Source organism: Streptomyces sp. NPDC058464, assembly GCF_042721035.1.
In the GTDB taxonomy this organism is placed as follows: domain Bacteria; phylum Actinomycetota; class Actinomycetes; order Streptomycetales; family Streptomycetaceae; genus Streptomyces.
Map to the genome: position 1 here is coordinate 91,677 of NZ_JBHXMA010000009.1, position 11,806 is coordinate 103,482.

The following is an 11,806-nucleotide window of genomic DNA, read 5'->3' on the forward strand; positions in this document are numbered from 1 at the left end:
TATCAGGCGGCGGGCCCGTGACTCTGACTGAAGAACGCCGTTACCGGGGGAGGACAGGCCATGGCACCTCAGCGATTCCATGAGCAGTTCGAACAGATCCAGCGTTCCATGCCGGACGTTCCGCTGGCGATGGGGCCGGACGACGCCGCCGAGTTCCTGTACGAGAAGGGGGTCGTCCTCGCCCGCGACGGCGAGGAGGCACGGGTCGTCGAGGACACCGTGCGCGCCCACTTCACCGCCACCACCGGCCTGATCGCCGACCAGGTGCGCAGGGCGGCACCGGAGACCAACCGCACCGGGGTCACCCGCATCCAGGTCGGCGACCCGAACCACGGCGACCGCACCGGCGACCGCGCCGTCGGCCACGCCCTGCGCGCCCTCCGAGAGGCCGAGGGCCGCGCCGGCCGCCGCCTGGTCAGCCGCAACCACATCGTGTCCACCACGGGGAACGCCAACTCCTGCAACCCCTGCGAACCGCTCCCCGCCCTGCTCACCCAGATCCCCAACCCGCAGCCCGTGGCCGGGAGTCACGACCCGGACACCGCGGTCAGCGTGCTGGTGATGGACACCGGTCTGGTGCACGACTACCGCTCCTACCCGCTCCTCGACCGCGTCCAGGGCGACCTGCAGGTCACCGAGACCGACGCCGACGGCATCCTCCAGCAGTACGTCGGCCACGGCACGTTCATCGCCGGTCTCATCGCCGCCCTCGCCCCGAACACGGACATCACCGTCACCAACACCCTCAACGACGCGGGCGCCATCCTGGAGTCCGAGTTCGGCGCCAAGCTGTTCGAGGCGGTCGACCAGCACGGCTGGCCCGACATCATCAGCCTCTCCGCCGGCACCTCGAACGGCAGCGCCGACGGACTGCTCGCCGTCGAGGCCTTCATGGACGCCCTGCGCGACCAGTCCACCCTGCTCGTCGCCGCCGCCGGCAACAACGGCAGCGCCACCAACTTCTGGCCCGCCGCCTGCGCCGACCTGTCCGGCTACGAGGACACGGTCCTCTCGGTCGGCGCGCTGCGCAGCGACGGCGAGTACGGCGCCTGTTTCACCAACCACGGCAGCTGGGTCAAGGTCTACGCCCCCGGCGAGCAACTCATCGGCGCCATGGCCGGGTTCGACGCACCCGTGCCGTACGTGTACCAGCACACCACCTACGACGCCTGCCGGTTCGGCTTCACCTACGCCTGCACCTGCCAGTACCCGCGCCACACCGGCGTGTTGACCAGCACCGGGACGACCGGCCCCGGCAAACCGGACCAAGTGATGTTCGAAGGGTTCGCACAGTGGAGCGGAACATCGTTCGCCACCCCCATCGCCGCCGGCCTCGTCGCCGACCGGATGACCACGCACAAGGAGCCGGACGCGCGCACGGCACGCACCCAACTCCTGGCGGGCATCGAGGAGTACGCCGAGGTACGCGGTGCCGCCGTACCGGTGCTCCGCCCGGCGAGCTGGCAGCCGGTACCGGTCGTCAGGCTGGCTACGACGGCCTGAGCTCCGGTGTGAGTTCCGGCCCGGCATCCGGCCCGGGATCCCGCCCGGGTTCCGGAACACTCCCCTCCACGGCGTACCATGACTTGCCGTACACGAGGGGTGGGGCCGTGGACCGAGCAGAGGTCGGCGCGTTGGTCCAGTCCGCCGTCGACGGTGACGCGGCGGCCTGGAAGGCGCTCGTGGAAGGGCTGAGCCCACTGGTGTGGTCCGTGGTGCGCGCGCACCGGCTCTCCGACGCCGACGGGCACGAGGTGTACCAGACCGTGTGGTTCCGGTTCGCCCAGCACCTGGGCCGGATCCGGGAGCCCGACAAGGCGGGTTCCTGGCTGGCCAGCACCGCGCGCAACGAGTGCCTGAAGGTGATCCGGGGACTGACCCGGCTGCTGCCGACCGACGATCCCCAGGTCCTGGACCGGGTCAGCGACGACCGTACGCCCGAACAGTCCCTGATCGACGCGGAGGACGAGGCGGACGAGGCGGAGCGGATCCGCCTCGTCTGGCAGGAGTTCGAGGAACTCGGCGACCGCTGCAGGCAGTTGCTGCGGGTCCTGATGGCCTCGCCGCCGCCCAGCTATGTCGAGGTGTCCGTCGCGCTGGGCATCGCCGTGGGCAGCATCGGCCCGCTGCGCCAGCGCTGTCTGCGCCGGCTGCGAGCCCGGCTCGACGCGAGGGGTGCGGCGTGAGCGACGACGACTTCCCGGCCGACGAGGGTTTCGACGACGCCGAGTTCGATGCCGAGTTCGACGCGGACCTCCTGGAGGAGGAGCTGCGGAGCGCGGCCGCCGTCCTCGACCCGCTCCCGGCCGAACTGCTCCAACTGGCCATGGACGCCTACGTGCTGCACGACCTGGAGGCCCGGGTCGCCGAGCTGACCTTCGACTCCCTGGTCGACGCCATCCCGGTCAGAGGCGTCGAGGACCCGCCCCGGATGCTGACCTTCCGGGCGGGCGAGCTGACCGTGGACGTCGAGGTCACCGACGACGGGCTGCTCGGCCAGCTGCTGCCCCCGCAGTCCGCGCGGATCGAGGTGCTCGACGGTCCCGCGGCGGCCCGCCCGCTCACCGTCGACGACATGGGCCGCTTCGCCAGCGACACCCCACCCGCCGGGCCGTTCGCGTTGCGGCTGCGGAGGGGCGGGGACGTGATCGTCACGGAGTGGTTGCGGGCCTGAGGCAGGGTGCTATGTCACATATCGCCCGGCCGCCGCCCCGTCGGGCGACCGAAAGGTCACCAGGCGGCCGGCAGCGTCCGCGGCCCCCTGATCATCGTCTTGCGGCGCCACTCCACCCCCTCGGCCGGCACCGCGAGCCGCAGCCCCGGCAGTCGGTCGAGGAGGGTGTCGACCAGCAGTTCGGTCTGCAGCCGGGCCAGGACCGCGCCCGTGCAGTAGTGCGCACCGTGGCCGAAGGCGAGGTGCGCGTGGGGTTCGCGGTCCGGGTCGATGCGGTCCGGGTCGGGGAAGACGGCCGGGTCGCGGTTGGCGGCCAGGTAGGAGACGTACACCGGATCGCCGGCCGCGATCCGGCTGCCGTCGCCCAGTTCGACGTCCTCCAGGGCGATCCGGGCGAGCCCGACCGTGCTGCGGTGCGGGATCCAGCGCAGCAACTCGTCCAGGACCGGCCCGCGCTCCGCCGGGCGTTCCCGCATCCGCGCCATCAGCTCCGGCCGCGTCAGCATCAGGAACAGCATCTGCCCGCAGTTGTGGGTGACCGCCTCGCCGCCGATCTGCAGCGGTCCGGCCAGCCCGACGGCCTCCTCCTCGCCGATCTCGCCGCGGGCCACCGCGACCCCGAGCAGCGAGTACACGTCGTCTCCCGGACTGTCGGCCCGCGCGCGTACCGCCTCGGTGATCCACCCGTACAGCCCCTGCTTGGCCGTCTCGGCGGCCTCGACCCCGCCCGCGGTGGAGATGATCTGCCGGGTCCAGGCGTGCACCCGCTCCCGGTCCGCCTCCGGCACCCCCATCACCTCGCTGACCACGGTGATCGGGAACGGCTCAAGCACCCGCTCGACCAGATCGGCGGGCGGCCCGTCCCGTACGACCCCGTCGACCAGTTCGTCGAGGATCTCCTGCGCCCGGGGCCGCAGCCGCTTCATCGCGCCCACCGTGAAGGCACCGGCGAGCGGCTTGCGCAGCCGGTTGTGGTCGGGCTGGTCCGCCCAGGCCAGTGAGCCCGGCCTGGGCCTGAAGTGCGGGGCCAGCCGGGTCACCTGGCGCCGGGTGACCTCGGCGCGGCTGAACCGCGGGTCGTTGGTGACGGTCCTGACGTCCTCGTACCGGGTCGCGAGCCACGCCCAGCCCTCGCCGTACGGCAGCCGGATCCGGGTCACCGGCCCTTCCGTCATCAGGGCGGCGAGAACCGGGTCGAAGTCCGTGCCCTCCAGTTCGAGCGCGGGCCAGTCCCGCACCGGCGGCGCGGCCTCGCAGACGGGCGGGAGCGGCTCCGTCGTCGCGGGCGCGGTCGTCTCCGCGGTGCTGGGCGCGGTCATCTCCGTGGTCATGTCTCCACGGTCGTACGGCCCCCACCCCGTGTCCTGCGGGAATGCTCCAGCCGGAGGGTCAGCGGCCGGCGGCGTCCACGAGCGCGGCTAGGGCGGCGGCGAGCCGGTCCGCGCCCGGGCCCGCCGGACCGCCGGGCTCGGTCATGTAGAGGTCCCGCCGGATCTCCACCATGAGCGCACCGACCCGCGCGTCCGTCCCGTAGAACTCCAGCGGCACATAGGTCCCGGCGAACGGGCTGTCCAGCCCCGTCTCCCCGCACCCCGCGAAGGCCTCGCGGGCCGCCTCCGTCAGCCCGGCCGGGGTGTGGAAGGCGTCCGTGCCCAGGCAGACCGGCGGCCGCGGCCCCGCCCCGTGCAGTTCGTAGGGCAGCGGACGGCTCGGATAGGAGTGCACGTCGATCACCACGGCCCGCCCGGTCGCGGCCAGCCGCCCGGCGACGGCCTCCGTCATCGCCCGGGCGTACGGCCGGAAGTACCGCTCGACCAACGGCCCGTGGTCGCACGACTCGTCCCGCAGCACACCCCGGTGCGTGGTCCGCGTGTACACGGCCCCCATCCCGACGGCGAGCATCTCCTCCCGCTCGTCCGGGAACCGCTCGGGATCGACGACCAGCCGGGACAGCCGGTTGACGAACCGCCAAGGAGTCACCCCGGCCAGCGCGGCCGCCGCCTCCGCGAGCTCCGCCGTGTGGGCGTCCGTGATGTGGTCCAGCTCCCGCTCCAGCGCGGCGTCGTCGAGCACGATCCCGGCCCGTACCCCGGCCGGGATCGCCCGCGCCGAGTGCGGCACGTGCAGGATCACGGGCGACTCGGCGGCGCCGGACAGGAGTGCGTACGACGGCTGGGACACGGGCGGCTCCCGGGGTGTGTGCGGTGGCGGGGTGCGGGATCACGGTGTCACATCGACGACGGAGACGGTGAGCCCTCAGCCGAGCAGCTCCCGCACCAGCGCGCCCACCTGTTCCGTCTCGATCAGGAAGCCGTCGTGGCCGTACGGCGACTCGATCACCCGGAGCCGGTCCGCGGCCGGGATCAGCGCCGCCAACTCGGCCTGCTGGGCCGGGGGATAGAGGCGGTCGGAGTCCACGCCCGCCACCAGGGCGCGGGCCGTGACCCGGCCGAGGGCCGCGCGCACCCCGCCCCGGTCGCGGCCGACGTCATGGGCGTTCATCGCCTCCGACAGCACCACGTAACTGCCCGCGTCGAACCGCCGTACCAGCTTGGCGGCGTGATGATCGAGGTAGGACTCGACCTGGTAGCGGCCGCCGTCGAAGGGGTTCTCGGTGTTCTGCGGGGTCCGGCCGAAGCGGATCGCCAGCTCGGGTTCGCTGCGGTAGGTGACATGGGCGATCCGGCGGGCCAGGCCCAGGCCGGTGTGCGGGGCGCGTCCGGTGCCGTGGTAGTCGCCTCCCTGCCAGTGGGGGTCGGTGCGGATCGCGGTGAGCTGGACGGCCGACCACGCGATCTGCTCCGCGCTCGCCGCCGCCGTCGTGGCGAGCAGCAGCAGGGCCGCCACCCGCTCCGGGTACGACACCGCCCACTCCACGGCCCGCATCCCGCCCATCGAGCCGCCGACGACCAGCGCCCACCGCCCGATGCCCAGGGCGTCGGCCAGCCCGGCCTCGGCGGCGACCTGGTCGCGCTGGGTCAGGAAGGGGAACGCACCGCCCCAGTATCCGCGCCCGTCGGCTCGCTCCGCGGCCGGTCCGGTGCTGCCCTGGCAGCCGCCCAGGACGTTCGGGGCGACGACGAACCAGCGGTCGGTGTCCAGCGCGAGCCCCGGCCCGATCACGCCCTCCCACCAGCCCGGGGTCGGATGCCCCGGACCGGCGGGCCCGGCGACATGGCTGTCCCCCGTGAGCGCGTGCAGCACGAGCACGGCGTTGCCGGCGTCCGGGGCGAGCCGCCCCCAGGTCTCGAACGCCAGCCGCACGCCGGGAAGTCCACCGCCGGCCTCCAGCGGCAGCGGCTTCTCCGCCGCGTACCACCGCCGGCGGCCCGGCGGATCCCCGTCCCGCCAGGCCCCGCGGACCGGCGGAAGGGGGAGGGAAACCGGAACCTCGGGATGCGGTACGGCGTTCAGGACGCCGCGCCCTTGGCCGCGCGGAACCCGGCCTCCAGGTCGGCCCGGAGATCGGCGAGGTTCTCGATGCCGACCGACAGCCGCACCAGACCCGGCGCGGTCCCGGTCGCCGCCAGCTGCTCCTCGTCCAGCTGGCTGTGGGTGGTGGACGCCGGGTGGATGATCAGGCTGCGGACGTCACCGATGTTGGCGAGGTGGCTGAAGAGCTCGACCGCGTCCACGAACCGCTTGCCCGCCTCGATCCCGTCCCGCAGCTCGAAGGAGACGATCGCGCCGGCGCCGCGCGGGAGGTACTTCTGCCCCGCCTCGTACCAGCGGCTGGACGGCAGGCCCGGATAGTGGACGGCGGCGACCTCGTCGCGCTGCTCCAGCCACTCGGCCAGCGCCTGCGCGTTGGCCGAGTGCCGCTCCAGCCGCAGACTCAGCGTCTCCACGCCCTGCAGCAGCAGGAACGCCGAGTGCGGGGAGAGCGCCGGGCCGAGGTCGCGCAGGAGCTGCACCCGCAGCTTGATGGCGAACGCGCCCGGGCCGAGCGCCGGCCAGTAGCGCAGACCGTGGTAGCTGGGGTCGGGCTCGGTGAAGTCGGGGAAGCGGTCGGAGTGCGCGCCGAAGTCGAAGCTGCCGCCGTCGACGACCACGCCCGCGATCGCCGTGCCGTGCCCGCCGAGGAACTTGGTCGCCGAGTGGACGACGATGTCCGCACCGTGCTCAAGGGGCCGCAGCAGATAGGGAGTCGGGACCGTGTTGTCCACGATCAGCGGCACGCCCGCCGCGTGCGCCACGTCCGCGACCGCGCGGACGTCCAGCACGTTGCCGCGCGGGTTGCCCAGGGTCTCCGCGAACAGCGCCTTGGTGTTCGGGCGGACGGCCGCCCGCCAGGCCTCGGCGTCGTCGGGGTCGTCGACGAAGGACACCTCGATGCCGAACTTCGGCAGCGTGTGCCGGAACAGGTTGTAGGTGCCGCCGTACAGCGACGTGCTCGAGACGATGTGGTCGCCCGCGCCGGCCAGCGTCAGGATCGCGAGCGTCTCGGCGGCCTGCCCGGACGCCAGCGCGACCGCCGCGACCCCGCCCTCCAGGGCGGCGATCCGCTGCTCGAAGACGTCCTGGGTGGGGTTGTGGATGCGGGTGTAGATGTTGCCGGGCTCGGCGAGCGAGAACAGGTCGGCGGCGTGCTGGGTGTCCCGGAACACGAACGACGTCGTCTGGTAGATCGGCGTCGCCCGGGCACCGGTCGTCGGGTCCGGCGCGGCCCCGGCGTGGATCTGCCGGGTCTCGAACGACCAGGCCGAGGTGTCGGGCCCGGCGGGCGCCTCCTCGGGTGTGTGACCGGCGGTGACGGAGTCGATGGGCTGGCTCATGGTGCTGCTCCTCGTGCGGGAAGGCATGACGGCGTGCGCGTACGGGCACGCGTCGGCAGAACAGGTCAGAACGGGGGGGAGGGACGGGCAGTGTGCGGAAAGGGCCGGAGCGGGGCGTCAGCTCTCGGCGCGACACCCTGTGGTGGTGACACGCGCGTGGTCGACATGACGTCGGGTCACAAGCACCGTCATGGTTCGAGCGAACCACAGCGCCTCACGGCGGACCAGCCACGCGCCACGCGTGACACGCAGACTTCACGAACGACATACACGCGTCATGCCGCGCGCCCGGGTGTCCCAGGGGCCTGACGCAGACTCCACGATTCCGCCAATGCCGTGCGAACGGGCAGCACACGGCCGGTGTCGGTATCGAGCCGACGGGGCGGGCGGCTTGCCGAGGCGCGCATGGCGTGGATAGTGAATGCTGCGTCCGTCCCGGCCGGGCGCGTACGGAGGGGGAATGCCGTGGTGCGTTACGTTCACCATCAGTTGATAACCGTCGTGGAGGCGGGGGCCGCCCTGGCCGTGACCGCGCCTGTGGTGTTCGGCGTGCGCGGGCTGCCGCAGGACGACAGCAACTTCGTGGCCATCTTGCTGTACTTGGCAGGGTGCAGCGTGTTCTTCAGCCTGCTGGCGGTTTCGACCCGGTCACGGTGGCTGGGCGGAGAGAAGCGCGATTTCGAGAGCGCAGTGCCCCTGGCCGACCCCGAGGCGATACTCCCCACCCCGCGCGAGTCCCTGCGCCGCAGCTTCGACGGAGCCTTTGTTGTTCTCATCGGACTGATGTCCCTGGTTTTCGGCCTGGTCTGGGGTCTCGCGGCCATCGGTTTCGCGGTGGTCTTCCTCGTGCCGGAGCGGATCGTCAAGGGCGTGTACGCGTTCTTCTGGGAGCGGCGCCACGGCGTACTCCTGTGGCGTGGCCAGGTCGTGGCACAACCCCTGGGCAAGGACCAGTTCCTCTATTCCTCACCGCGGATCGTGACGCCGGGGTGACTCCGCTCCGGGCGGCGGGGCGCTGAGGGCGCTGTCCGTGCCGTAGAAGTGGCCCCGGTCGCACAGGGCGTCGATCTCGGCGCTCTCCTCCGCGCTCAGTTGTGCGTCCAGTGCGACGCCGAGGACGTGTCGGGCCCGGGCCAGTCGCCGAGCGACATCCCGGTCGGCGATGAATCTGCCGACGGTGTGCTCGTCGGCGGTTCCCGACGCCTGGCGGGATCCGAGCCGGTCCAGGGAAACGACGAACTCGTTCAGGTCCCGCAGCACTGCGACGACTTCGGCGAGGGGTACGCGGATCTCTCGCGAGGACATGTCCATCAGCCGATTCAACTCCACAGCCGGCGCTCGGGACCAGAACCTGATCTTGCTGATCGGGGCCGGTCCGGAACGGGTGCGACGTCAGGCTGAAGGGTGAGGCCGGGAGTCGAGCTCGGCCGCGCGTGTCCGCAGTTCGTTCAAGGCCGCTACGGCATGGTGCGCGAACGGTTCGCCGGCGTCCGACGTCAGCCAGCGCTCGACGGCGATTCTGAAGGCGAGCATCCCCACTTCCGCCCCCAGCCGGGCGGTCAGCTCGTCCGTGCCGCGTGCGCGCAGGGCGGTGCTGATCGACGCGGCGATCCTGGCGTGCTTGAGCAGCCCCCGCTCCTGCACTTCGTTGTTCGCCGCGGCTACTCGCACGCGCTGGGCGGCCTTGGCGCGCTGCTGCGGGGTCATCGTGGCCTCGGCGGCCGTGAAGGCGGCCTGCAGGCACTCGGCGGGCGTCGCATCCGGCGAGGCGCCGCGGATGGCGTCGCCGAACAGCCCGGCCAGCGTCTCCTCACCGCCGAACAGGACCTCCCGCTTGTCGGCGAAGTGCCGGAAGAACGTGGCGCGGTTGAGGCCGGCGCGATCCGCGATCTGCGCGACGGTCGTCTCCTCGTACCCGTTCTCCACGAACAGGTCCAGCGCGGCGGTCTCCAAGCGCTCACGCGCGTCCGGTGCCCATCTGCTCACCGGCACAGCATAGGCGAGGCGACGGGGTCGCATCGCCTGGATGTGATGCGACGCAGTCGCATCCTCGTTTAGTGTTGATGCGACCGGATCGCATCAGCGTTCCGGCCGCGGCGTGTGCGCCGCGCATCCTCCTCACACAGGCACGACCAAGGAGAATCTCCATGCGCATCTTCGTCACCGGTGCCTCCGGCTGGATCGGCTCGGCCGTCGTCCCCGAACTCATCGGCGCCGGCCACCAGGTCCTCGGCCTGGCCCGCTCGGACACCGCCGCCCGAGCCGTCGCCGACATGGGCGCCGAGGTGGTGCGCGGCGACCTGAACGACATCGAGGTGCTGCGCGCCGGTGCCCTCGACAGCGACGGCGTCATCCATCTGGCCTTCGTCGTGCCCAGCGTGACCGAGGCCGCGACGCGGACCGACGCGAGGGCCGTCGAGACGTTCGCCGCCGCCCTCGCCGGCTCCGGCAAGCCCCTGGTGATCTCCGGCGCAACGCTCGTCAGGCCCGGGCGGCCCGCGACCGAACGCGACGAACTCGTCCCCGCCGGGCCGATCGCGGCCCGCATCACCACCATGCGGGCCGGGCTGGCCGCCGCGGACAGGGGCGTTCGCTCCTGCCTGGTCATGCTGCCCCGCTCGGTGCACGGCGAGGGGGAACGTCACGGCTTCGTCCCCCAGCTCATCGCCATGGCCCGCGCCAAGGGCGTCTCCGGCTACATCGGGGACGGGAGCAGCCGTTGGCCCGCGGTCCACGTGAAGGACGCCGCGAGCCTCTACCGGCTGGCCGTCGAGCGGGCGCCCGCCGGTGCGGTGCTCAACGCCGTCGGCGACGAGGGCGTGCCCGTCCGCGAGATCGCCGAGGCCATCGGCCGGCAGTTGAACCTGCCGGCCAGGTCGCTGCCCGCCGCGGAGTACCAGGGCATGCACGTGTACGTGCTCGGCACCGACATGCCCGCCTCCAGCGCCCTCACCCAGGAGCTCCTGGGCTGGAAGCCCACCCACGCCGGCCTCGTCGAGGACATCGAACAAGGCCACTACTTCATCTGACCAACCCGGGCCGAAGCGCCGGCCGGACCCGGAGCCGGACCCGGAGCCGGACCCGGACCCGGAGCCGGACCCGGAGCCGGACCCGGAGCAGGACCCCCGAACCGAACCCCGAGCGATGCGGCGCGCATCCTCACTGTCAGACCCTGCGTCTAGTCTCGCCACCATGACCGCCCACCAGCTCTCGCGTGCCGACGCCCGTCGTATCGCCGTCCGGGCTCAACTCCTCGACGCCACCCGGCCGGACGGCCTGCTCGACGTGGTGCGCGGGCTGACCCTGCTGCAGATCGACCCGACCGCCGCCGTCGCGCCCAACGCCGACCTCGTGGCGTGGAGCAGGCTCGGATCGTCGTACACACCGGCCGGGTTGACCGCGGAACTGGAGAAGCGGACGCTGCTGGAGCTGCAGGCGATGATCCGTCCCGGCGAGGATCTCGCGCTCTACCGCGCCGAGATGGCCGAGTGGCCCGAGCGCGGGACACCGCCGTCCTGGCGGGAGTACCACCGGACGTGGGTGGCGGCCAACGACGCGTGCCGCCGGGACATCCTCGCGCGGCTCGGCGCCGAGGGTCCGCTGCCCTCACGGGCCCTGCCGGACACCTGCGCCGAGCCGTGGCGGTCGAGCGGCTGGAGCAACAACCGCAACGTCACCAAACTCCTGGAACTGATGGTGCAGCGCGGCGAGGTCGCCGTCGCCGGACGCACCGGCGGCGACCGGCTCTGGGACCTCGCCGACCGCGTCTACCCCGGCATACCGTCGGTCCCGGTCGAGGAGGCCCTGCGCATCCGCGACGAGCGTCGGCTGCGCGCCCTCGGCATCGCCCGCGCCCGCGGCCCGGAGAGCCCGGTCGAACCGGTGGGCGTCGGCGAGGCGGGCGAGCCCGCCGTCGTCGAGGGCGTGCGGGGCACCTGGCGGGTCGATCCGGCCCAGTTGGGCCTTCCCTTCGAAGGACGCGCGGCGCTCCTGTCCCCCTTCGACCGGCTCGTCCACGACCGCAAGCGCACCACCGAGCTGTTCGAGTACGAGTACCAGCTGGAGATGTACAAGCCCGCCGCAAAGCGCCGCTGGGGGTACTTCGCGCTGCCGATCCTGTACGGCGACCGGCTGGTCGGAAAGCTCGACGCCACCGCCGACCGGACCGCCGGGCGGCTGCGGGTCGACGCCGTCCACCAGGACGTGCCGTTCACCAAGGACATGAGCGCCGGGATCGGCCGGGAGATCGAGGACCTGGCGAGCTGGCTGGAGCTGGAGCTGGAGCTGGAGCTGGAGCTGGAGCTGGAGCCGGAGCCGGTGCTGCCCGGCTGACCGGGCCGGACAGGGCTCCGCCCCG

At 72.6% G+C, this 11,806-nt stretch carries 12 protein-coding genes; 6 read left to right on the plus strand and 6 right to left on the minus strand.

All coding sequences use genetic code 11. From position 1 onward, the window contains the following. The first annotated feature begins 60 nt into the window (after nucleotides 1-60). The 3 genes from ACFWPQ_RS14710 (at nucleotide 61) to ACFWPQ_RS14720 (ending at nucleotide 2,674) form a co-directional block, all read left to right on the plus strand. Entirely contained in the window at nucleotides 61-1,503 is a 1,443-nt protein-coding gene (locus tag ACFWPQ_RS14710) for a S8/S53 family peptidase (protein ID WP_384033436.1), read from the plus strand. Nucleotides 1,504-1,586: 83 nt separating this feature from the next. After that, complete coding sequence (locus ACFWPQ_RS14715; protein WP_384033439.1) at nucleotides 1,587-2,186, plus strand: RNA polymerase sigma factor; 600 nt, start codon at nucleotides 1,587-1,589, stop codon at nucleotides 2,184-2,186. Further along, nucleotides 2,183-2,674 (plus strand): hypothetical protein, encoded by a 492-nt coding sequence (locus ACFWPQ_RS14720; protein WP_384033442.1) that lies wholly within the window; start codon nucleotides 2,183-2,185, stop codon nucleotides 2,672-2,674. The genes ACFWPQ_RS14715 and ACFWPQ_RS14720 overlap by 4 nt, the downstream gene beginning before the upstream one ends. A 56-nt stretch (nucleotides 2,675-2,730) precedes the next feature. Here ACFWPQ_RS14720 and ACFWPQ_RS14725 read toward each other — a convergent pair whose 3' ends face one another. The 4 genes from ACFWPQ_RS14725 to ACFWPQ_RS14740 all read right to left on the minus strand — a co-directional run bounded on the left by ACFWPQ_RS14725 (nucleotide 2,731) and on the right by ACFWPQ_RS14740 (nucleotide 7,449). Continuing rightward, nucleotides 2,731-4,005: a cytochrome P450 gene (locus ACFWPQ_RS14725; protein ID WP_384033445.1), complete on the minus strand. Its 1,275-nt coding sequence runs from the start codon at nucleotides 4,003-4,005 to the stop codon at nucleotides 2,731-2,733. Nucleotides 4,006-4,063: 58 nt separating this feature from the next. Continuing rightward, complete coding sequence (locus ACFWPQ_RS14730; protein WP_384033448.1) at nucleotides 4,064-4,855, minus strand: N-formylglutamate amidohydrolase; 792 nt, start codon at nucleotides 4,853-4,855, stop codon at nucleotides 4,064-4,066. Between the two features lie 75 nt (nucleotides 4,856-4,930). Beyond that, nucleotides 4,931-6,088 carry a homoserine O-acetyltransferase gene (locus ACFWPQ_RS14735; protein WP_384033798.1) on the minus strand — a complete coding sequence of 386 codons (1,158 nt, stop codon included), beginning with the start codon at nucleotides 6,086-6,088 and terminating at the stop codon, nucleotides 4,931-4,933. After that, a complete protein-coding gene (locus tag ACFWPQ_RS14740; protein WP_384033451.1) occupies nucleotides 6,085-7,449 on the minus strand; it encodes a bifunctional o-acetylhomoserine/o-acetylserine sulfhydrylase in 1,365 nt (454 codons plus the stop codon). Before ACFWPQ_RS14740 ends, ACFWPQ_RS14735 begins: the two co-directional genes overlap by 4 nt. Nucleotides 7,450-7,914: 465 nt before the next feature. Between ACFWPQ_RS14740 and ACFWPQ_RS14745 the strand changes: the two genes are divergently transcribed. Further along, the gene (locus ACFWPQ_RS14745) at nucleotides 7,915-8,442 is read left to right on the plus strand and encodes a hypothetical protein (protein ID WP_384033454.1); all 528 of its coding nucleotides are present in this window, start codon (nucleotides 7,915-7,917) and stop codon (nucleotides 8,440-8,442) included. Here ACFWPQ_RS14745 and ACFWPQ_RS14750 read toward each other — a convergent pair. Together ACFWPQ_RS14750 and ACFWPQ_RS14755 are read right to left on the minus strand one after the other, a co-directional pair. Beyond that, entirely contained in the window at nucleotides 8,416-8,754 is a 339-nt protein-coding gene (locus ACFWPQ_RS14750; protein WP_384033457.1) for a hypothetical protein, read from the minus strand. The genes ACFWPQ_RS14745 and ACFWPQ_RS14750 overlap by 27 nt on opposite strands. Before the next feature lie 87 nt (nucleotides 8,755-8,841). Further along, a complete protein-coding gene (locus ACFWPQ_RS14755) occupies nucleotides 8,842-9,435 on the minus strand; it encodes a TetR/AcrR family transcriptional regulator (protein ID WP_384033460.1) in 594 nt (197 codons plus the stop codon). A 161-nt stretch (nucleotides 9,436-9,596) separates the two neighbouring features. Between ACFWPQ_RS14755 and ACFWPQ_RS14760 the strand changes: the two genes are divergently transcribed. Together ACFWPQ_RS14760 and ACFWPQ_RS14765 are read left to right on the plus strand one after the other, a co-directional pair. Beyond that, nucleotides 9,597-10,478 carry an SDR family oxidoreductase gene (locus ACFWPQ_RS14760; protein WP_384033463.1) on the plus strand — a complete coding sequence of 294 codons (882 nt, stop codon included), beginning with the start codon at nucleotides 9,597-9,599 and terminating at the stop codon, nucleotides 10,476-10,478. 163 nt (nucleotides 10,479-10,641) lie between these two features. Beyond that, nucleotides 10,642-11,781 (plus strand): DNA glycosylase AlkZ-like family protein, encoded by a 1,140-nt coding sequence (locus ACFWPQ_RS14765; protein WP_384033466.1) that lies wholly within the window; start codon nucleotides 10,642-10,644, stop codon nucleotides 11,779-11,781. The last annotated feature ends 25 nt before the right edge of the window (nucleotides 11,782-11,806 follow it).